General features: G+C 63.8%; 20 protein-coding genes. 10 read left to right on the plus strand and 10 right to left on the minus strand.

The annotated features are described in order from the left end of the window. Positions 1-309: 309 nt before the first annotated feature. The 4 genes from GO707_RS09280 to GO707_RS09295 all read right to left on the minus strand — a co-directional run bounded on the left by GO707_RS09280 (position 310) and on the right by GO707_RS09295 (position 4067). A complete protein-coding gene (locus GO707_RS09280; RefSeq protein ID WP_157012859.1) occupies positions 310-735 on the minus strand; it encodes a CdiA C-terminal domain-containing protein in 426 nt (141 codons plus the stop codon). A gap of 275 nt (positions 736-1010) precedes the next feature. Beyond that, positions 1011-1754 (minus strand): IS21-like element helper ATPase IstB, encoded by a 744-nt coding sequence (istB, locus tag GO707_RS09285; RefSeq protein ID WP_157012860.1) that lies wholly within the window; start codon positions 1752-1754, stop codon positions 1011-1013. After that, positions 1751-3307: an IS21 family transposase gene (istA, locus tag GO707_RS09290; RefSeq protein WP_157012861.1), complete on the minus strand. Its 1557-nt coding sequence runs from the start codon at positions 3305-3307 to the stop codon at positions 1751-1753. Before istA ends, istB begins: the two co-directional genes overlap by 4 nt. A 304-nt stretch (positions 3308-3611) precedes the next feature. Then, positions 3612-4067, minus strand: coding sequence for a DUF6998 domain-containing protein (locus tag GO707_RS09295; protein WP_157012862.1), 456 nt, complete (start codon positions 4065-4067; stop codon positions 3612-3614). Positions 4068-4192: 125 nt separating this feature from the next. Between GO707_RS09295 and GO707_RS09300 the strand changes: the two genes are divergently transcribed. Both GO707_RS09300 and GO707_RS09305 read left to right on the plus strand, forming a co-directional pair. Then, positions 4193-5164: a hypothetical protein gene (locus GO707_RS09300; RefSeq protein WP_157012863.1), complete on the plus strand. Its 972-nt coding sequence runs from the start codon at positions 4193-4195 to the stop codon at positions 5162-5164. Positions 5165-5542: 378 nt separating this feature from the next. Then, positions 5543-6577: a VanZ family protein gene (locus GO707_RS09305; protein ID WP_198161067.1), complete on the plus strand. Its 1035-nt coding sequence runs from the start codon at positions 5543-5545 to the stop codon at positions 6575-6577. A gap of 45 nt (positions 6578-6622) precedes the next feature. On the opposite strand, the gene GO707_RS09310 is transcribed toward GO707_RS09305, so the two are convergent. Continuing rightward, complete coding sequence (locus GO707_RS09310) at positions 6623-7081, minus strand: hypothetical protein (protein WP_157012865.1); 459 nt, start codon at positions 7079-7081, stop codon at positions 6623-6625. A gap of 424 nt (positions 7082-7505) precedes the next feature. Between GO707_RS09310 and GO707_RS09315 the strand changes: the two genes are divergently transcribed. Continuing rightward, on the plus strand, positions 7506-8624 hold the full coding sequence (locus GO707_RS09315; RefSeq protein WP_198161068.1) for an AAA family ATPase: 1119 nt from the start codon (positions 7506-7508) through the stop codon (positions 8622-8624). A gap of 38 nt (positions 8625-8662) precedes the next feature. On the opposite strand, the gene amrS is transcribed toward GO707_RS09315, so the two are convergent. Further along, the gene (amrS, locus tag GO707_RS09320; RefSeq protein WP_302148458.1) at positions 8663-9565 is read right to left on the minus strand and encodes an AmmeMemoRadiSam system radical SAM enzyme; all 903 of its coding nucleotides are present in this window, start codon (positions 9563-9565) and stop codon (positions 8663-8665) included. 316 nt (positions 9566-9881) lie between these two features. Between amrS and GO707_RS09325 the strand changes: the two genes are divergently transcribed. The 5 genes from GO707_RS09325 (at position 9882) to GO707_RS09345 (ending at position 14757) form a co-directional block, all read left to right on the plus strand. After that, positions 9882-10682: an SDR family NAD(P)-dependent oxidoreductase gene (locus tag GO707_RS09325; RefSeq protein WP_157012867.1), complete on the plus strand. Its 801-nt coding sequence runs from the start codon at positions 9882-9884 to the stop codon at positions 10680-10682. Positions 10683-10885: 203 nt separating this feature from the next. Then, positions 10886-12586 (plus strand): SulP family inorganic anion transporter, encoded by a 1701-nt coding sequence (locus GO707_RS09330; protein ID WP_157012868.1) that lies wholly within the window; start codon positions 10886-10888, stop codon positions 12584-12586. Between the two features lie 75 nt (positions 12587-12661). Continuing rightward, positions 12662-13390, plus strand: coding sequence for a glucosamine-6-phosphate deaminase (gene nagB, locus GO707_RS09335; protein WP_022740593.1), 729 nt, complete (start codon positions 12662-12664; stop codon positions 13388-13390). Between the two features lie 318 nt (positions 13391-13708). Then, the gene (locus GO707_RS09340; protein WP_157012869.1) at positions 13709-14185 is read left to right on the plus strand and encodes a DUF454 family protein; all 477 of its coding nucleotides are present in this window, start codon (positions 13709-13711) and stop codon (positions 14183-14185) included. Positions 14186-14463: 278 nt separating this feature from the next. Then, complete coding sequence (locus tag GO707_RS09345) at positions 14464-14757, plus strand: ferritin family protein (RefSeq protein ID WP_022740591.1); 294 nt, start codon at positions 14464-14466, stop codon at positions 14755-14757. Positions 14758-14813: 56 nt separating this feature from the next. Here the strand turns inward: GO707_RS09345 and GO707_RS09350 are convergent, their stop codons facing one another. From GO707_RS09350 to GO707_RS09365, 4 genes are read right to left on the minus strand one after another with little or no spacing between them, the layout of a single operon-like run. Then, on the minus strand, positions 14814-15680 hold the full coding sequence (locus GO707_RS09350) for a DUF4118 domain-containing protein (protein WP_157012870.1): 867 nt from the start codon (positions 15678-15680) through the stop codon (positions 14814-14816). Next, a complete protein-coding gene (locus GO707_RS09355) occupies positions 15670-17205 on the minus strand; it encodes a TrkH family potassium uptake protein (RefSeq protein WP_232325768.1) in 1536 nt (511 codons plus the stop codon). The genes GO707_RS09350 and GO707_RS09355 overlap by 11 nt, the downstream gene beginning before the upstream one ends. Positions 17206-17210: 5 nt before the next feature. After that, a complete protein-coding gene (locus GO707_RS09360; protein WP_157012872.1) occupies positions 17211-17792 on the minus strand; it encodes a potassium channel family protein in 582 nt (193 codons plus the stop codon). Continuing rightward, positions 17789-18220 carry an NAD-binding protein gene (locus tag GO707_RS09365; protein ID WP_022740587.1) on the minus strand — a complete coding sequence of 144 codons (432 nt, stop codon included), beginning with the start codon at positions 18218-18220 and terminating at the stop codon, positions 17789-17791. Before GO707_RS09365 ends, GO707_RS09360 begins: the two co-directional genes overlap by 4 nt. Before the next feature lie 163 nt (positions 18221-18383). On the opposite strand from GO707_RS09365, the gene GO707_RS09370 reads away from it, so the two are divergent. Together GO707_RS09370 and GO707_RS09375 are read left to right on the plus strand one after the other, a co-directional pair. Beyond that, positions 18384-18770 carry a C97 family peptidase gene (locus GO707_RS09370; RefSeq protein ID WP_157012873.1) on the plus strand — a complete coding sequence of 129 codons (387 nt, stop codon included), beginning with the start codon at positions 18384-18386 and terminating at the stop codon, positions 18768-18770. Between the two features lie 207 nt (positions 18771-18977). Further along, positions 18978-21068: a SulP family inorganic anion transporter gene (locus tag GO707_RS09375; RefSeq protein ID WP_157012874.1), complete on the plus strand. Its 2091-nt coding sequence runs from the start codon at positions 18978-18980 to the stop codon at positions 21066-21068. Positions 21069-21103: the final 35 nt, after the last annotated feature.

A 21103-nucleotide genomic window follows, 5' to 3' on the forward strand; every position in this document is an offset into this window, starting at 1 on the left:
GAGAGTACTTCGCCAAGAAGAGGCGCGCTGATTAGCGGTACCGAGACAGCCTACTCGCGGTACCGCCTTTTGCTGATCGCCGGTACCAAGCCAGGTGATCGATGGTACCGCGAGAGGTTACTACTCAATGCCGAAGCACGGTCATAGGCATCACCTTGTTAAGTGTCTAGTTGACATATTCGCAGGGTGAAATCGGGGAAACCCGGGCTCTGGTATTCGGGATATTCGGGGTATCCCAAAAAATAAAGCGCCGGAGGCAGGTGATGACTCACCATTCGGGCGCTTTGCGTTTTGAATGTTACACCAAACTCACTTGATGTCAATGACCTGCGCCTTACGATTCACGAACAACAGACGCTTGAGATTCTTGATGCGTCCGGCCGCGCACGCTTGAAGTTCGCGCTCGATAGCATGGTCGGGTATTCCCTTCATCCTGCGGGAATCGAGAATAACGCAATTGGATTGGTCGAGCGCTTTGCGAAGGTTCTTCTCAATGGCCTTTAGGTTCGATGCTTTTGGCGCTTTCATCTCCCAGACGATGCCGTCGATTATCGCATCGGCTGATGTTGTGCGCTGCTCCTCGCTTCGCCGAATGAATTCTACGGTGCGGCCGGCTGCCGCAAGCGCTTCTGCCGTTTTCATCTCGTGTGGCCATACGTTGGCTCCCGACTGAATGATTATCTGCCTCGTTTTGAATTCATGGGGCAATTGTGGCCGTACAACATTAGCTTGCAAACCCTCGATCCTTCTGTAGACGTTGCGGTTTCGCGTTGGGGTTGTCGGGTAGTCCGTTGTCGGCAGTGCCGTGCGGTTTGAGCGCTGGCGTCTTGCCGGGAGTCCCGGCTTCCACCCATTCCGCTGCAGATCGAAAGCTGCGTACGGTACGCCTGAGCGGTGACTGTTCCACGCTACGCCGATGATGTATGTCCACAGCGCCGATGCCTGTTCCATGCAGCGCCGATAATCGGGAGGGGCCGTTTCGACCCCTCCCGCTCTTCGTCGGTTTGCTCCTATTCCATTCCTCTCATCCGCTTGCGCATAGATTCCTCGCCTGCAATGTGGATGGTGTAGGACTTGTACACCACGCGGTCGATGACGGCGTCGGCAATGGCCCCGTTGCCCAGGTTCGCGTGCCATGCCGACGGCGGGAACTGCGAGCACAGGATGAGCGATCCGGTCCTGTCCCTCGCCTCGATTACCTCCATAATCTCCCTGGCCTCATTTGGCTTGACCTGCTCCAGCAGCCAATCGTCGATGATCAGCAGATCGCACTTGATGTACTTCTTGCGCTGCTTGAGCCATTCCTCGTCTTTGAAGACGGTGAGCTCGTCCAGCAGCTCCGGCAGCCTGGTGTAGCGCACGGTGTAGAACGCGTTGCAGGCAGCCACTCCAAGGGCGTTGGATATCCAGGTCTTGCCGGCTCCGCTCGCCCCTGTGACGATGATGTTGCGCCTGCTCGCGATCCACGAGCAGTTGGACAGCTCGGCCATCTGGGCGCGGTCGAGTTTTCGGTCGTCATCGTAGCGGACATCGGCGATATTCGCATCCTGCTCGGGAAAGCCCGCCTGCCTCAGGTGCCGAAGGCGCTTGTTGGTCCTGCGCGAGTCCCATTCGGCGTCGACGATCATGGCGAGGCGCTCGTCGAAGCTCAATCCTGATGCCGCGGGAAGCTCTTCTTGGTCGCGATAGGCCCGGGCCATCACCGACAGCCTCATGTCGTGCAGCTTGTCCATAGTCGATTGGCTCGCCATCATCGTCCGCCTTTCTCGCCGTTGTCGGCGCCTGCGCTCTCGATCTTTCGGTAGTAGTCCTGGCCCCTCAGATAGGCGCCTGCCGCCTCGTCGGTGCGCCCGACTTCCCGGGCAAGTGCCGCTATTACGCCCTTTATAGTCTTGTAGCTGGGCCTCTGCGTCCTGAGAAGGGCCTTTTGGCACGCTTCCTCCAAAAGCTCCCCTCCATAGGTCTTCTCCAGGGCGAGCACGGCGCGGCACGAGCGGTACGACTGCTGCTCGATCCTGCGCGACGACAGGATGGCCCCGATCGCCCGCGCGGTGGCCTCCCCGATGCTCTCGGCCCACGACCTGAACCGCGCGCCGTTCCATTCGGCGTAGTCCCTGTGGGCATCCGGCATGTGGTCGGGGTTGGTGCGGTACTCGCCCTTGCGGTGAGCGCGCTCGTGCATGGCGATCCGCGTGCCGTCCGCCATCACCGACACGGTCCTCGCCGTCGCGACCACGGCGACCGTGCGCTTCACGAATTCGAACGGAACCGAGTACCAGCAGCCGTCGAAGCACACGTGGTAGTTAAAATTGACGGTGACCTCCTTGCGGGCCGTCATCTCGTAGGGAGTCGCCGGCAGCGGGATGAGCAGCAGTTTTTCCTGGGCGAGGAATACGCTCTCCCTGCTGCCCTCGCGCTTTTGGAAGGGGCGCGAGTTGATGGCGGCGACCTGGTCCGCAAGGGCCGAGTTGAACTCGCCGAGGGACATGAACCGCCTTCCCCTCAGCGCGAGCATGGCCTGGCGCTCGATGAGGCCGACTCCCATCTCCACGCTCGCCTTGTCCCTGGGCCTTCTGACCCTGGCGGGCACGACGGCGCACCCGTAGTGCTCGCTCATGCGGCGGTACTGCTCGTTGACGATGAGCGCCTCTTTGGTGTTCTTGGACACCGCGGTCTTGCAGTTGTCCGGCACGAGAACGGGGGTCGCGCCGCCGAAGAAGGAGAACATATGGGCATGGGCGTCGATCCAGGCCTGCTCGTCGGTTCTGTAGAATCCCTCGGCGAACAGGTAGTTGGAGTAGGGCAGGCATCCCGCGAACACGTAGACCCTCAGAAGTTCGCCCGTATCGGGATCGACCACTTCCGCCGTGTCCCCGACCCAGTCCACCTGGATGGTCTCGGCCGGCCTGTGGTCGATGCGCATGCGGACGTCGTGGGCCTGCGCCCACTTCCTGTACTCCCTGCAGAAGGCCGAGTACATGTAGGGCTCCTCGCCCCGCGACACGGCGGAATCGCAGTACTCGTTCCACAGAAGCGACAGCGTCATGCCGCGCCGTCCAAGCTCCCGGGCCACATGCTCGAAGTCGATGGCGGCCTTGTCCGTGGCCTTGCGGCTCCTCTTCGGGTAGATAACGGACCGGATCGCCGCATCGTCCATCTCCTCCGGGAGCGGCCAGGAAAGGCCGCGCGCTCGTGCCGCTCGGATAACGTCCGAGACGGTCGATTGCGCGCAGCCGCAAGAGAATGCGACGCTTTCCTGGCTCACCCCCATCGCGATCAATCGGAGGATTTCTCTGTACTTGACCATTCTTCTTTCCTTTCCCTAGATGGCCATAGGCGCCCTTTTGGCACCCAGGTGAATTCTAGGAAAGGAAGTGGAGGAGGAAAGAGCCTTAGGCTATCGGCAACGCGTGGAATGAGTATCGGCGACGCGCGGAATCATCATCGGACAAGCGCGCAGGAGGCAAAAGCTTCGGGCGCCTTCCCGCGAGGCCGCCCGCGATGCCGAAGCACGGTCATAGGCATCATTTCTGCGAAGGCTTAGCAGAAACGGGAATACTGTCGCCAGACCATGCTAATGAGTTGATGCCTGCGCTTCTTGTCCGGCAGGTTCAGATCCTGTCATCGGGGGCGATATTGTCGTTCAACGTGCGTAGCTTGCTCAGCGAGATCTGATACTGGCCGTTCTTTGGAGGTCTCTTGTTTTTGACTAGCTCCCAGACAATATTGCCGGGGCCATTGAACACTTCTTTGAACGAGCCGTTTTCGTCGATTTTCAGGACGAGCAGGTACGCGGGCTCTGAGCTGAGCCCGATAGAGCGTCTTTGGGTTACCTTAATTTGAACGTCCCGCTTGCGCTCATCCGTAGTGGTGCCGTCGTGGCGCTCGGACGATGATTTCGCTAGTTCGATGCCATAGCGCTCAGCCGCGTAAACTTCACCGATGCTTCCGAGGAGGTGCCCGTCGAGCGTGAAGCGACGATCATGCTTGTTGTAATCGCGTTCGAGCTGGTTGACGATGGCGTACAGCTCGCGGATAGTTTCGCTCAGCTTCTCGTCTTCGGGCATTTGTTCTCCTGCAAGTTTCGTGGTTATCGTTTGCGCTCCGTCTAATGGCCAATCGTCCGACCAGCGAAGTCGATGCTTGCAATGCTGTCTATACTGAACAGGCCAAGTATAGAGGAAGGATAGCAATGGATGACGGTATTCGGCCGATCGATGAAAACGGCGCCAGCGAATTGGTTTTCGAACGCGTGGAGCTAGGGGAAGAGCGGGATTTGGAGGAGCGACCGCTTAAGAGCAAAGTGATCAATGCGGGCGTTTTGGTGGTGGCCGCTTTGATCTCCCTTCTGCTGCTGGCCAACATCGCCTCATCGCCATCGACGTATTCGGGCATGTACGAGACGCTGGATGAAAAGAAGCTCAACGTTATGGGGCTGGCGGCTACTACCACGGCAGCTTCGGCTGCCATTTCTGTGCTCCCCGATGATACTGGCTCCGCAATTGCTAACAAGCTTGCCGATTTCGCTTCTTATTTCGTGGTTATCCTTTCGGTGATCTACCTCGAGAAGTTCCTTTTGACGACCTTTGGGTTCCTGGCGTTCGGGATACTGATACCGATGGCATGCGTGCTTTTTGCCATAGCCGTTTTCTTGAGACGAGGCACTTTGACAAAAGTGAACCTTCAGCGACTGGGCACGAAGCTCACGGCGTTCGGTTTGGCGCTGGCGCTGGTGGTGCCAGCGAGTGTTTGGCTCACGGACAACATCGACAAGACCTTCGATGAATCCATCGCCGCTTCTAATGCGGCAGCGCAACAAGCGACTCAGGAACTCGAAGAAAGCGTCCAAGAGGACACGCAAGAGGATAAAGGCCTCCTGGAGGGAATCGCTGACGCGATGCAAGATGGGTTCACCGCGATAACGCAGGGCGTTCAAGACGCGTTGGACAATCTGGGGCAACAGCTGAACAACATGATAGACACGGTGGCCGTGATGGTTGTGACCTCCTGCCTTATACCGCTTATTGTGCTGATGGTTTTCTTGCAGGTTGTCAAAATCATCACTGGCCTCGATTTCGGTGGCGTTTCCGCCGTCATGGGCGCTGCCCGCACTAGGGGACGTCGCATCTCTTCCTCGGTGAGGAAGCAGGTACAGCAGAGGTAGCTTTGCGTTTGGCGCGACGCTTCACTGCCGCTTCACTGCGTCTACCCATTCCGCCGCAGATCGAAAGCTTCGGGCGCCCCCCCCCGCGAGGCCGCCCGCGATGCCGAAGCACGGTCATGGGCATCACCTATTTCGATGCGCTGAGCTGTGGGGGCGCATCGGTCGCTATCGGTCGTTATCGGTCGCTATCGGTCGCTATCGGTCGCTATCGGTCGCTATCGGTCGCTAGCAGCCGTTCAGTGTTCTTGCTGTACCTTCGCGGATCGAGTGCTTCGGTTACCGGTTCTTCCCGGTATCCGGCGGAGCACCCGTGGTATTCTTTCGATTATGGGCGAGGTCATCATTGGGTACATAGGTACTTTCAGCGAGAGCTTCAACGTGGCGGTTCTGGTGTGGCCGCTGCTGTCGCTGTTGCTGAGCGTGCCCGTGCTGGTGGCGCTGTACCGGCGCGACGGATGGCTGCCGCTGACCACCGTGTTCGCCGTGTACGCGAGCATTCTCTATGCGGCCGGTCTGGTGTGCTTCACCCTGTACCCGCTGCCCACGGGCGACGCGGGCCCGGGCATCACCTACGGCGTTCCGCCTATCTTGGATCCGCTCAACTTCGTCCGCGACATCGCCGAAGGCGGCGTTCGCGCGGTATTCCAGCTGCTGTTCAACATCGTGCTGTTCGTGCCGCTCGGCTTCATTGCGCGAACTCTTCTGAAGCTGAAGCTGCCGCTTATGTTGGCGCTGTCCTTCGCCGCGACCTGCCTTATAGAAACAGCGCAGTTCACGGGGCTGTCCGGAGCGTATCCCTTCGCGTACCGAACGTTCGATGTGGACGACCTCATCTGCAACACGCTCGGCAGCCTGATCGGCTGGGGCTTGGCCCATTTGGCCGTGAGGCTGACTCAGCGCGAGGCCGAGGTGCAGCCGCCGGCTACCCACAACCCCGGCTTCGTCCGACGCGCGGTGGCGCTGTGGACCGACGTCATGATCATCGATCTGTGCGCGGTGGTGCCGCGTCTGATGGTGGCGGCTGGTTTGAGGCTGATGACGGGCGACGCCTTCGACGAAGCTCTTCTGGCCTTGGTTAATGGCGAGATGTGGATAGCCTGCTACCTCGTTGCGTTCGCGGTGGTGGAATTGGTTGTCCCCTGGATGCGCGATGGCAGCACGCCGGCGGGTCTGTTCTATCGCATGTCGTGCGAGACGCGAAAGAGGGCCGGCGCGGCGCGGGTCGTCTTTTACGCGGAACGGGCGGTCGTGCTGTTGCTCGTGGTGGCGCATCCGCTGTGCGCGGGGCTGCCCCTGGCCGTGTTCTACTTCTTCGCTCGCGAGATGCCCTACGACCGCGTTCCCAAGGGGTGGGCCGAGAGGGTCGGCGATGGGGAAGAGGCGTCAGAGATACCGGAAGCCTCTCGGGCGTAACGCGGACGCCCTCCCGGCAAGGGCGCCCGCAATGGCTAGACGTGTTTACCGATTCTGCTTCTTTGACGCAGCCCGTCGTTCCGCTTCCGCCGCCGCTATTCTGCGGGCGGTGCGCAGTAGGTCGTAGTCGTGCTTGCTGCGGGAGGGGAGGGCGGCGGCGCGCACGGCTTCTCGGCATACGCCCATGAACGCGTCGGCCGCCTCGCAGAAGCACGCACGGGCGAACTCGCCGGTGCCGTGGGCGCACTTGAGGCCGTCGGCGTAGAGTGTCCACGACTGGGGCTCGCGTTCGTCGCCTTCGCAAACTAGCTGGAGCACGTGCGGCTTGCCGTCGTCGGACAGCTCGGCTTCCAAGCGTTCCGCGCTGTAGCGTATCTGGTGGCCCAAGTTGGATTTTCCCATGGCCGAAATGTAGCCCGTGGGCTCATCGAGGAGGTGCATCCTCGGCCGCTCGACGCTCAGGTTAAGGAATTCGCGCGCATCGCGCACAGAGACGTTGTCCATGGCAGGACTCCTTTCATCGATGTTGGCGGGACCACCGTGCCGCGCGGCCGGTTGGTGCCGGGATCGTCGAGCCAACTCTCTACCCCGACTCTGGATAAAATGCGCCAGCGCTCTCGCTGACGGAAGTGCAGTCTAGCAGCAGAAGGGTCAACCGCGCAAGAGGGAAGGCCGGGTATTGGTATACTCGTTTTCCGCGCTGGCCTGCGATGTTAATTCCCGTTGCTAGCGGCGTGGGGAGCGAGTAGCTACTATGGGCTCGCGAAAACTCGAAGAGAAGCGAGTGGAGCATCGGCTATCTGCGCGTGCTAAAGGCGCTCAAGATCGCTAAAACAAATCAAGGACGCTAAAAGAGATCAAGATTGCTAAAAGAGATCAAGGATGCTACGATCTTACTGTTGCGGCGGGCAGATGGCAGGAGGTTTCCGTGGCAGACAAGATTGCGAAGGTGCAGCAGGAGACCTTCAACCCATTTACGCCGGAATTCGGAAAAGTGCCCGCTTATTTCGCTGGTCGCGAACAGGTGCTCTCGGATATCTTGAGTGCCTTCGAAGAGCAGACGATGAATCTCTGCGCATTATTTGTTGGTCCGCGCGGATGTGGCAAAACGGCGCTCCTTACCTATCTCGGCAACGAGGCGTCTCGGCTCGGATGGGTAGTGGCCAACGTTTCGGCAACTTCGGGTATGCTCGAAGATATTGTCCAGCGCACCGAGGAGTCGGCTTCGCACCTCATTGCGGCCTCGTCCGAAAAACGTCTCACGGGCGTGAACATAGCGGGTATAGGAGGAGCGACTTGGGACGCGAAAAGCAACACGAAAGCGAATTGGCGCACCCGCATGAACAACCTTTTGGAGCGTCTCGGCGAAGCGGATATTGGCCTGCTGATAACCGTTGACGAAGTGGACGTGTCTCTCGACGAGATGAGCCACCTGGTTTCAACGTACCAGCATTTCGTGCGCGAGAATCGTAAGGTCGCTCTTGTCATGGCGGGGCTTCCCTTCCATATAAGCTCGCTTCTGAGCGGAAAGAACACGTCGTTTTTGCGCCGGGCTCAGCGGTTCGAGTTGGGCCCGTTGGCCTCCTATGAAGTTGAGGAGGCTTTCCGTCTGACCGTGGAAGAGGGCGGTAGGCTCATCAACGAAGAGGCCTTGGGCGAAGCCGTTGAAGCCATCGACGGGTTTCCCTTCATGCTGCAGCTTCTGGGCTACCGGGCGTGGCGAATGCATCCCGATGACGCCTTCCTGAGCGTTGACGATGTCCGTGCCGGTGCGCAGAGGGCTCAGCGCGAGTTAGAGGATCGCATCTTCGATGTCACCTATGCGGAACTCTCCCGAGCGGACAGGGCATTTCTTGCGGCAATGGCTCAAGATGGGAAAACAAGCCGCCGCATCGATCTGATGGAACGGCTGGGTAAGCCCTCGGGGCATATTTCCACCTACAAGAAGCGGCTCGTGCAAAGCGGCGTTATTGGCGAAACTCTCGATGGCGACTTCTACTTCGCATTGCCCGGCTTCAAGGAGTATGTCGAGCGGCGACAGGGGTAGTCGGTGCTTTTAGTGGCGCGGCCCTTAAGTTTTGATCGTTAGCAATTTCCTACGTAGACGTGCTTCAAATAGCGCCTCGCTACGTTGGCCAGGTGGTGTACGGTTTCGGGTGGGGTGGCGGGGCGGTCGGTAAGGCGGTGGCAGGGGAAGAAGCGGGTCAGGTGGTAGGGGGTCGACGGATCCAGCGAGGCGAGCCATTGGGCGGCCTCGGCGATTTCCTGGTCGCTGTCGTTCAGGCCGGGGATGACGAGCGTCGTTACTTCCAGGTGACAGCTGGGTGTGGCAGCCAGCACTTCTATGGTGTGCTTCACAGTTGCCAAGTCACCGCCGACGAGGTCGTAGAAGCTCTGGGTGAAGCCCTTCAGGTCGATGTTCGCGGCATCGATGAACGGTGCCACCTCGTGCAGCGGGCCGTCGTTCACGTAGCCGTTGGATACCAGCACGTTGACCAGGCCACGCTCGTGGGCGAGGCGCGCGGTGTCGCGGACGAACTCGAGGCCCACGAGCGGCTCGTTGTAGGTGAAGGCGAGCCCGATGTTGCCTTCGGTCACAAGCGATGCGGCCGCATCCACCAACTCGGCCGGTGCGATTTCGCGCCAGGGCACGTCGCGCTCGCCGGCGCAGGCGATGGAAGCGTTCTGGCAGAACGGGCAGCGCAGGTTGCAGCCGTAGGAACCTACGGAGAGCACCTTGCTTCCAGGGCGAAAGCGGGCCAGCGGCTTCTTCTCGATGGGATCCAGTGCCAGTGACGTGATGCGCCCGTAGTTGGCGTCCACCACCTCTCCACCCTCGGCGACGCGCGCACGGCAGAGCCCCGTTTGCCCCTCGACCAGGGCGCAGGCATGCGGGCAGATCGGGCACACGGCGCGATCTGCGCCAAGGCCGCAGGCCTCTTCCCCTGAAAAATCCTGCGCTGCGACTCTGCCTTCGGTATCTTCCACGACGCCTCTTTTCTCGTCTGCTTCGGCCGTCTTGCTGCCATAGTAGCGCAAGGGCGCCCCGCTGGCTTTGGCGGCTCGCATGCGCCGCCAATCCGATACCGATGCCGATGCCGATGCCGATGCCGATGCCGATCCCTCTCGATTCCTTGCGGCGTAGGGGGGCGGAAGTTTGTCTGGAGCCAAGCCGGCTTTCGCGATCTCCGCGCCATTGCCAAGGGAGATCGGGCGCGCGGGCCGGACGGGACGTACCGTCGCATTCCATTACTGCTAAAATCATCAAAGCTGGCTGGCCATAGTGCGTAGAAAGAGGGAAACCATGGATCGTTTGAAGGACAAAGTCGCCATCGTCACCGGTTCCACCAGCGGCATCGGCACGGGCATCGCGAAGATGTTCGGCGCCGAGGGCGCGCGCGTGGTGGTGTGCGGCCGCAACGAGGAGCGCGGCGCGGCCGTCGTGGACGCCATCGCCGAGGTGGGCGGCACCGCCTGGTTCCACAAGCTGGACATCACGCGTCCCGAAACCGTGGACGCGCTGTTCGCCGACACCAAGGAGAAGTGGGGCTCCATCGACGTGTTGGTGAACAACGCCGCCGGCATGGCGCTGAAGGACGGGCGTGTGGACGAGATCTCCCTGGAGGACTGGGACGCCGTGTTCGCGAGTGACGTGCGCTCCACGTTCTACTGCACCAAGACGGTGCTGCCCTTCATGCAGGAGCAGGGCGCGGGCTCCATCATCAACATCGGCTCCATGGCCTCCTGCGGCGGCGATCTGGGCTCGACGGCCTATGCCTGCGCCAAGGCCGGCGTCGACATGCTGACCCAGTACACGGCGCTGCAGTACGGCAAGCAGAACATCCGCTGCAACTGCGTGCGCCCCGGCCTCATCGTCACGCCGCAGAATGAGGCGAAGGTGCCCCAGGCGCTGAAGGACATCTTCTTGGACAACATCGAAGTCGCTCGCTACGGCACGCCCGAAGACATCGCCGCCATGTGCGTCTATCTGGCCTCCGACGAGAGCTCGTACTTCACCGGTCAGGTGGTGACGGTGGACGGTGGCCTGAACTCCCACGTCTCCACGGTGGCCCAGTTCCGCGCCATGGCTTCCCGTACCTGGTAGCAGGGCGAGCGAGCGGCAGCAGAGCTGCTGAGCGTATTCAGCATCCGACGGCCCCGCACCAACATGCGGGGCCGTTTTTCATGCGTCGAAGGGCGACTTTCGGCCGAACGCGGGTTCTCTATTGCTGGGCGATTTGGTCAGCGATAGAATGCGGCCTCGTGTCTTTCCGCCCGCGACGACCCAAGGAGCCGAGTTTTCCCGCCATGCAGCAGCGCGATAAGTTAAAGCCCATCCTTTTCAGCATCATCAAGCATTCCAGCAAACAGGAGCTGAAGGAGCAGATTCCCAAGGACATCGTGGCGGGCATCGTGGTGGCGGTGGTGGCGCTGCCGCTTTCCATCGCGTTGGGCATCGCCTCGGGGGTGTCGCCGGAGCAGGGCCTCTACACCGCCATTGTTGCCGGGTTCCTCATCGCGTTCCTCGGCGGCAGCCGCGTGCAGATATCCGGCCCCACGGCGGCCTTCGCCACCATCGTTGCCGGCATCGTGGCCACCGATGGCATAGAAGGCCTCGTCGCCGCCACCATCATCGCGGGCATCCTGCTCATCTTCATGGGTCTGTTCAAGTTGGGCGCCCTTATCCGCTTCGTGCCCTTCACTATCACGACCGGGTTCACCGCGGGCATCGCCGTCACGCTGACCATCGGCCAGCTGAAGGACTTCTTCGGCCTTACCTATCCGCCGGGCACCGCCACGGTGGAAACGACGGAGAAGCTGGCCGCGCTGGCGGGCAACTTCTCCACGGTGAACGGGCAGGCGTGCCTGGTGGGTGTCGTCTGCCTGGCCGTGCTGTTCCTCTGGCCGCGCGTGACCGAGCGCGTGCCCAGCTCGCTTATGGCCCTGCTCGCGGGCATCGCGCTGGTGAGCGGGCTCGGCCTTGACGTCAGCACCATCGGCGACCTCTACGTCATCGACAGCGCCCTGCCCACCTTCCATATGCCTCACCTCAGCTTGGAGCTGTTCCGCGATCAGTTCGCCAACGGCGTCACCATCGCCATTCTGGCCGCCATCGAGTCGCTGCTGTCCTGCGTGGTGGCCGACTCCATGATCAGCGGGCACCATCGCGCCAACATGGAGCTGGTGGCCCAGGGCGTCGGCAACATTGCCTCGGTGCTCTTCGGCGGCATTCCCGCCACCGGCGCCATCGCGCGCACCGCCGCCAACGTGAAGGCCGGCGGTCGCACGCCCATCGCCGGCATGGTGCACGCGCTTGTGCTCATCGCCGTGCTCGCCTTCCTCATGCCCTACGCGGCGCTCATTCCCATGCCCACCATCGCCGCCATTCTGCTGTACGTCGCCTACAACATGTCCGGCTGGCGCAACTTCGCGCACCTGTGCCAGACGGCGTCGAAGGGGGCCGTCGCCACGCTGCTGCTCACCTTCGTGCTGACCATCGTGTTCGACCTGGTGGTGGCCATCGGCGTGGGCATGCTCATCACCGTGGTGCTGTTCATGAAGACGGTGAGCGAGGAAACCGAGGTCAAAGGCTGGAAGTACTACTGCGACGAGAACTCCGAGGTCACGCATTTGCGCGAGCTGCCGAAGAGCGTGCGCGTCTACGAGATCAACGGGCCGATGTTCTTCGGCATGACCGAGCGCATCGCCGACATCTCGGTGAAGGACTTCACGCGTTACCTGATCATCCGCATGCGCGGCGTGCCCTCGCTGGACGCGACGGGCATGAACGCGCTGGAGAACCTCTACGACTACTGCAGCGCGAACGGGGTGAGCCTCATCTTCTCCCACGTGAACGAGCAGCCGATGAAGACCATGCGCCGCGCTGGATTCGTCGATCTGGTGGGGGAGGAGCACTTCCGAAGCTGCATCGACGACGCCATCGCCCATGCCCGCGAGCTGCTGGTGGCGGAGGAAGACACTGAAAACCTGATGAAAACTCGCGGCTGACCTCCGCTGCAGGGAGGACATGGTTTAGCATGAGCGCACATATTTTTTCTAGCGGCTCCAAGAGAGAGGCTTCCCATGAAGTTCATCGTCACCGAAGATTACGAGGCCATGTCGCGCACTGCCGCACGCGTGATAAGCGGCTATGTTTCCTCGCACCCCGATTGCGTGCTGGGTCTGGCCACCGGCTCGACCCCTATCGGCCTGTACCGCTGCCTGGTTGAGGACTACGAGGCCGGCGCGCTGTCCTTCAAGGACGTGACCAGCTTCAACTTGGACGAGTACCGAGGCCTTGATCCGCAGCACGACCAGAGCTACCGTTACTTCATGGAGCACAACCTGTTCTCCCATGTCGATATCGATCCGGCTCGCACCCATGTGCCGGACGGCGCCTGCCCCGACGCCGCTGCCGCGTGCGCCGCTTACGAGCAGAGCATCGCCGAGGCCGGCGGTTTGGGCCTGCAGCTTCTGGGCCTGGGCCACAACGGCCACATCGGCTTCAACGAGCCCGCGCCTGAGTTCCCCAAGGAAACGCACTGCGTCGAGCTGACGGAGAGCACCATCAACGCCAACTCCCGCCTGTTCGATTCCATTGACGACGTGCCCCGCGAGGCGTACACCATGGGCATCGGCACCATCATGGCGGCCAAGGAGATCCTCGTGGTCGCCAACGGCTCCGACAAGGCCGATATCGTTCGCCGCGCCTTCTTCGGGCCGGTCACTCCCGAGGTGCCCGCCTCCATCCTGCAGTTCCACCCGAATGTCACCGTTGTGGTGGATAAGGAAGCAGGCGCCCTCTGCCAGTAGTGCCGGATCCCAGCTCTCGGCTGATCGAGTCGCCCCGCTCTTGCACGTTGCCGCTCTGTCGCGCTGCAAGATGCGGGGCGTTTTGCATTGGCCGTCGCGTAGCGCGCGTCGGGCCCTGCGCGGCAAGGCGACCGCAGCAGATTGGATGGTCGCGGCTGGCGGGGACCTTGTTGCGCTCCCATATATAGCTCATTCGGGTGATGCGGCGGCCGGGCGGCGGTCGCTAAGATGTCTCTACTGTGGTGCACGCTGCGCTTTTGGGGCGGCGAGCTATCGAGATGACGGCCCATCGGGTCGGTGGATGAAACGGGAGACACAATGACGATCAAGCGCTATCTGTATGCGGGGTTGGGGCTGCTGTTCTTGGGGCTAGGGGGCATAGGCGTCATCATTCCCATTATCCCTACAACGCCGTTTCTGCTGCTGACCTCGTTTTTCTTCCTGCGCAGCTCCGAGCGTCTGAACACGTGGTTCGAGGGAACCCGCATGTACAAGCGCTTCATCGCCAACTTCATGGAAACGCGCTCGCTCACACTGCGGGCCAAAATCCTGTGCGCTGCCCCCGGCGTGACCGCCATGCCGATGCTCGCGCTGGTGGTGCCGCAGTGGTGGCTGAAGGCCATCCTCATCGGACTGACCGTGTTCGAGATCTGGTACTTCATCGTCCGCATCGAAACGGTTTCGGTGGAAGAGGCTCGCGCCCGCGGCAAGGCCCGCGTAGCCGAGGCGAAGCGCGACCAGCCCGCCCCGGCCGCTTCCGCCGCCGAGGGTCTCGCCCTGGCGGCCGAGGAGTGAGGGCCCTATGAGGATCGCGTTTGTGATGGACGATCTGAGCGTGCATTCCAACGGCACGTCGGTGACGGCGGCGCGCTACGCCCTGGACTGGGCGCGCCGTTGGCCGTCTAATCCAACGCTTCTTGTCGCAGTGTCTACAGGTCGGTGGCAACAAGGCGGCCTGGGCTGCGGCTCCAACCCAATCGCCTAGGATGGCCCACAGACCCTCGCGCTTGCCGCCGTGCTACCGCAGGCGTTGCAGGCGCGGGCCTTTTAGAAGCTGCGAGAAAGGAACCGTCATGGCCACAATTTCGAATCCGTTCGTGATGGAAGTGCCGCGCAAGCTGACTGACGAGGAGCTCGTCAACGCCATTCGCCAGGACATCATCGGGGAGCTTGAGGCTATCCACGAGTACGACGCCCACGTCCAGGCGACGGATAACGAGGATGCGAAGAAGGTGCTCTCCGACATCCGCGACGAGGAGCGCGAGCATATGGGCGAGCTGCTGGAGCTTCTGGAGCGCCTGGCGCCCGACGAGAAGGCCCTGCACGACGAGGGCCGCGGCGAAGTGCGCGAGATGCTGGACAAGTAGCGCGCTTGGAGCCGAGAACCGCCCGTCGCGATTGGCCTTGGGGTATCGCGATCGGTCTATGAGAGCGCTGCCGGACGTATCGGTTCGGCAGCGCTCTTGTCGTTGGACGGGGCCGATGTGGCCGCTGGGGCGCCGGCGCCGTCGGGCTCGCCTTCCGCCAGCTCGTTGCGCTCCACGGCCACGAGGGTCTGGGCCACCACGGCGTTGACGAGGGAGAGGCTGCCGCTATCCACATCCCCCGAGGAGCAGTCGATGGCCACTACCCCGTACAGGCGCCCCTTCATGCCGAGCGGCAGGTACTTCTCCGTCGCATCCCGCCAGCCCGGCTCGCCGTAGCCGGTGGGCGCGCGCCGCTCGTAGCAGTCGCGGGCCGCCGCGCTGCCCGCGGCCGGCGGCTCCCCCAAGGTGATGGTCACCGGCCGCCTCAGCACCCGGGTCAGGAACTCCTGGGCGAAGCTGCAGGCCGCCTGCGGGGTGGAACTCTCCAGCAGCCCGACGCTCAGCCGATTCAGCCGCCCCAGCGCGCAGGCCGTGCGCTCGGCCGTCTGCACCTGGCGGCTCATGCGGTGGGTGATCACGCCCATGATGAGCGACACGACGAGGAAGATGGCGAGCGCCGCCACGTCGGTGCGGCTGAGCACCTTCAGCGTGAAGAGGGGCGCGGTGAACAGGAAGTCGTAGGAGAGCAGGTAGGCCACTCCCAGCGCGGCGCCCCACAGCCCCGAGTCGGTCTCCAGGCTGGTGATGAGCACGCCCAGCACGAAGACGGGGAAGGCCACAAGCGTGCTCACCCCCAGGAGCGAGAAGCCCCACACGGCGGCCAGGCCGGCCCCGTAGAGCAGGGCGAAGGCGACCAGGTTGCGCAGGACGTGCCGTGCCGAGAGGGAGCTCCTCGGCGGGAATCTGCGACTGCTAGCGGCCATGGCGAACCCCTTTCCGAATCATCGACGCCAAGGTGCCCACCCCCATGAACAGGGGGATGATCTCGAGACGGCCCAGAAGCATCCCGGCGCTCCCGATCAGCAGCGGCGCGGGGCCGCTTTCCGTACCGAGGAAGCCCGTGCCCACGCCGGTGCTGCCGAGGCACGAGACGAAGTCGAACACCGCCTCCTGCAGGGTGGCCCCGCAGAGGATGAGCGCGAACGCACCGGCCGCGCACAGCAGCAGGTACAGCACCACGTAGGTCTGGGCCTCGGCCACGTCCACCTCGGTGAGCACCGACCGCTTCCCGAAACGGTTGATCTTGATGCTCGTCACGTGGCGCTTGTTGCCGTAGCGCTCGTGCAAATCGTGGCCGAGCCCCAGCGAGGCGACGGCGACGCGGTAGAGCTTGATGCCGCCGGAGGTGGAGCGCGCCTCGGCCCCGACGAGCATGAGCAGGCCGAACAGGAACAGGAGCGCCGGCCCCAGATCGGCGAAGGAGGGGATGGTCTGAAACCCCGTGGAGGTCAGGATCGACACGACCTGGAACGTGCCCTGCCGCAGCGCCTCGGCTCCGTCGCCGCTGACGCCCTGGCCCAGGAAGAAACCGGCCACCACCAGGGCCATGACGGCGATGGTGCCGAAGTACAGCGGCGTCTCGATATGGGTGAGGAACGCCTTGAGCTTGCCGCGCAGCAGCAGGAACAGCAGAAGGAAGTTCGTGCCGCCGGCCACCATGAGCACGATGGTGATGGCCTCGATGACCGGGCTGTTCCAATAGGCGATGCTCTCGCCGTGGGTGGCGAACCCGCCGGTGGGCACGGCGCACATGGAGATGTTGATGGCGTCGAAGGGGGTCATGCCGGCCGCCCAGTAGGCCACGGCGCCGGCGATGATGAGCCCGTTGTAGATGAGCAGGATCATGCGGGCGGTCTTGGCGGCGCTCGGCAGCAAGTGGTCGGTGTGGCCCTCGGCGTTGTACACGCCCAGGCCGCCGGTCTGGGTCACCACGCAGGTGAGGATGAGCACGAGCCCCACACCGCCGAGGTAGCAGGTGAGGCTGCGGTGGAACAGGAAGATGGCCGGGCAGGTGTCCACGTCCACCACGCTTAAGCCCGTGGTGGTCAGCCCGCTGGTGGACTCGAAGACGGCCTGGACGGGGGAGAGCAGCCCCGCGGCCACGTAGGGCAGCGCGTAGACGGCGATGGCGAGAACCCAGACCAGCACCGTGCACGCGGCGGCCTGCCCGCGGGTAAGGCGGGCGCCCGGGGCGGGGTCGGGCGAGGCGAAGTACACGAGGTAGCCCGCCATGGCCGCGCCGATCCCGGGGAAGATGAAGCACGGCGCGAGGGCCACCTCGTCGGGGTAGGCCGGCAGCACCGCCAGGGGTGCCAAGCCCGCCAGGCCGACGAACATGACGGCCACGCCCACATAGCGCGCGAGCAGGGGCCCGGGGCCGGAGCGCTCGCCGCCCGGCTCGCCCAGGGCGATGGCCGCCGCAAGGTTGTCGCCGCGCGTCTTTCCCATGACGGTCACCGGCGCTCTTTTCCCAAGTGGTGCCACGAGCCCAGAATCGAGCGGAAGGGCGAGGGGGCACCGGGGTCTTCCTCGTCGTCGGCGGTGCCGTCGGCGCCGTCCCCTTCGCCGTTGCCGGCCTCGGCCGCAGCGGCGGCCGCCGCCGTGGCGGCCCGGGCCTTCGCGTCGGCGGGGTCGGGAAGCTCCAGGGCCCCGCGAATGGCCTGGGCCAAGGTGGCCGTGGCGCTGATGGCGGCCGTGACACCCAGCTGGCGGAAGATGGCCGTGTTCTCGGGGTTGGACACGATGCACAGCTGGATGCGGATGCCGAGGAACTTCTTGGCCACCTGGCAGATGGCCAAATTGTCGGCGTCGAGGCCGGTGAGGGCCACGATGGCGTCGAACCCGGCGACGCCGGCCTCCTCGAGCACGGCCAGCTTCATGCCGTTGCCCCAGATCACCGTGCCGTCATGGCGGCTGGAGAGGTACTCGCAGAAGCGGCGGTCGTCGTTGATGGCCACGACGGTGTCGACGGTTTCAGCTAAGGCGCCCATCAGATAATCGGCCCGGGAGCGGCCGCCCACGATCACCACCCTCATAGGTCGGCCTCCTTCCGCGTCAGCCCGGTGAGGCGGAAGAACTCGTCCTCGCAGATGCGATGGGGGCAGATGGGGGCGATGCCCATGTCGTCGAGGATGTCCGCCAAAGCGTCGTCGTCCACGAGGGGCAGCACGTGGGGCACGCCGAAGATCTCGCTGGCCAGCTCGGCGATGAGCAGGTTGGAGGCGTCGTCGCCCGTGGCGGCCACCAGGTGGGTGGCCCGGCGCACGCCGCACTCCTCCAGCACCAGGGCGCTCTTGCCGTCGCCGGTGAGCGTCTCGCCGTCGAAATCGGGCCCCAGCCCGTCCAGGGCGTCCTCCTGCATGTCCACCACGATGACGTCGTGGCCGGCCGCCGAGAGCGCCTGGGCCACGGCGCACCCGAACAGGCTGCATCCGACCACGATAATGCGGGCCCTCTTCGCCACTGCTTATTCCTCCTTCGCGCAGGTCTTTTCACGGGAAAATGCTAATGATTGCAACGGCGGCGGAAGGCGAGAAGGGCGAACTGTCACCAAGCAGTGACGGGGCCGAGGACTGGGAGGGCGCCCGAATGGCGAGGTCGCGGTAGAGCCTATGAAACGGTAACGGATGGCGGTCGGCCCGCGCCAGCCGGGGAACTGGTGGAACGAGCACGTGAACTGCGCCATCGCCCTGTGGTGCGACGAGGCGACCTTCCGCGCCGTGCAGGCCTGCGCCGAGGACCGCCGCGCGCATACCGGCACCTACAACCTCATCACCTACAACTGCCTCACCTTCTGCGACGAGGCGCTGGCGGCCGGCGGCATCCACCTGCTCACGGAAAGCGGCCGCGAGCTGCACACCATCGTCCCCAAGGACGCCTTTAGGGACGTGGGCCGGGTGGAGGGCGCCCATCCCTTCGAGGCGTGGAAGTACTGGTTCCCCCTCGGCGAGCCGCCGTCAAACGGCCTGCGCACCATCCAGGACGTCCCTGGTCGGGACAAGCCGTTGGAATAAGCGCTGCGATCTCGGCATTTATCTGGTACAATCTCGCCTTTCTGGAAGACGGGCGCCCCATGATGCGAGGATTGCCGAAAGTCGGCGGAGAGGTGGCGTCGGGTGTTGGACGGCTGTGTGGGGTAAAAGGCCACGGACGGCGGCCGGACGAGGCACGCGAGCTGAGCGGGAAACGGGAGACGAGAAGATAAAAAGTGAGGAGGGGCGATGATCGTTGAGGCCATGAAGGGCTATCGAGCGGCCGATCTGCCGAAGGACGCCGTCGCGGGCCTGGTTATCGCCGCGCTTTCCATCCCCATTGCTATGGGCTATGCGGAGGTGGTGGGGCTGCCGGCCATCTATGGCCTGTGGGCCTCCATCGTGGCGCCGCTGGCCTTCGGGCTGCTCACCGGCACGCGGCGGGTGGTCTTCGGCATGGATTCGGCCGCGGCCGCCATGACCGCCTCGATGCTCGCCGCCGCCGGCATTGCGGCCCAGGGCCAGGACGCCATTGTCTCCGCCATGCCCCTGCTCACGCTTCTCACGGCGCTGTTCCTGCTGCTGCTCGGCTGGGCCGGTGCCGGTCGCCTGATCCGCCGTATGCCGCTGCCGGTCATGCACGGGTTCATCTTCGGCATCGCGCTCACCGTGGTCATCGGCCAAGTGCCGCTGCTTCTGGGCACGACGGCCGACACCTCCGGCGCCATCGTGTCGAAGGTCGTCGCCATTGTCTCGTGCCTGCCGGGCGCCTCGTGGGCCTGCGCCGTGGTGTCGGCTCTCTGCATCGCTGGCATGTATCTCCTGAAGCGCTTCTTCCCGAAAGTGCCCTCGGCCATCGTGGTGCTCGTCGCGGCCGCGCTTGTGTGCAACGGGCTGGCAGCGGCGGGGCTTCCCATCGTCTTCCTTCCGCAGGTATCGGGCACGCTGCCCCATATCGCGACCGTGCTGCCCGAGGGGCTCGACATCGTGGCACTGCTTCTGGCCGCCTTCGCCATCGCGGTGGTGGTGTCGTTGGAATCTTTGCTGTGTGTCGAGGCGTTCTCGGCGGGCGATGTGCCCGCGCCGTCTCCCGACGGCGAGATGCGCACCTTCGGCCTGGCCAACGCGCTGGTGGGCCTCATCGGCTGCCCGCCGTGCTCGGCCTCCATGTCGCGCACGGCTGCGGGCATCGCCTCGGGCTCCCTCTCCCAGGTGGCCAGCGTGTTCTCGGCCCTCATTGTGGCCGTGGTCGCCTTCGCCGCCGGCTCGTTCATGGGCTTTCTGCCCCGCTGCGCCCTGTCGGCCATCGTCGTGGTGGCCCTGCTCGACATTGTCGACTTCGGGAAGATCACCACCTACGCTCTAAAGACGCGCCGGGAGTTCATGGTCTTCGCCGCCTCGGCGGCCCTCGTGGTGCTGCTCGGCGCCGTGGCGGGCATCCTGGGCGGTTTCATTCTGGCGCTCGCCCTGCGCGCCGGTCGAGAGAAGATCGACACCTCCGGCCCCGAGCTTTTGGGCGCGGTGCCCTACAAGCCCGACGATCTGCCGGCGAAGAAGGACATCGAGGTGGGCTACGCGCTCGGCATCGCGAAGCTCTCGGGCGATTTGTCCTTCATGAACATCGCGAAGGCCCAGGAGGAGATAGAGGCCGCCGCTGCCGGCAACGAGGCTCTCATCCTGAAGCTGTCGAAGCTCGACACCATCGACACGACCGCCGCCGACAAGCTGGACGAGACGCTGGATTCCCTCATGGCGCGCGGCGTGCACGTGAAGCTCGTGCGGCCCATCAAGGAGACGAGCGACCACTATACCCGCTACGAGCTGCGCCGACTCATGCAGGACTTCAAGTTCTACCCGTCGGTGCGCACGGCCATGCACTCGCTGGCCGAAGAGTACGCGGCCGGTATGGAACCCCAGCGCCCCGACACCTGGCTCGCCGATGCGCCGGCGCCGCGCCGGTTGCGGAAAGTGGCGGCCGAGGCCTCCATCATCGACGGCGATCGTCCCGTGGTGGCCATCGCCGGCTTGCGCAACCACGCCGGCGACGTCGTGGACTCCGACGGCGCCCCCTTTCTGGAGGACATTCGCGGCAAGTTGTCGTTTCTGCAGTCCCGCCGCGCCTTCCAGTTCTCTGCCGACTATTTGGAAGGGGCCGCGCGCGGGCAGGCCGACGAAAACGGGCACTTCTTCTCGAAGCTGCTTTTGTGGGACGAGGTGACCGGCGAGGTGGTGCTCGACTACCGCGGCGGCGCCATGCGAATTTGCCGCGACGAGGCGGTGGCCGTGGCCCTCATGGAGCCCATCGACCGCACCATCCGCGAGTTCGCCCTGGCGCAGTGAGCGTCGCGCTTAAGCGCCTGGCGCGTGGTGAGGGC

It is taken from the genome of Adlercreutzia rubneri (assembly GCF_009755265.1).
Classification (GTDB): domain Bacteria; phylum Actinomycetota; class Coriobacteriia; order Coriobacteriales; family Eggerthellaceae; genus Adlercreutzia; species Adlercreutzia rubneri.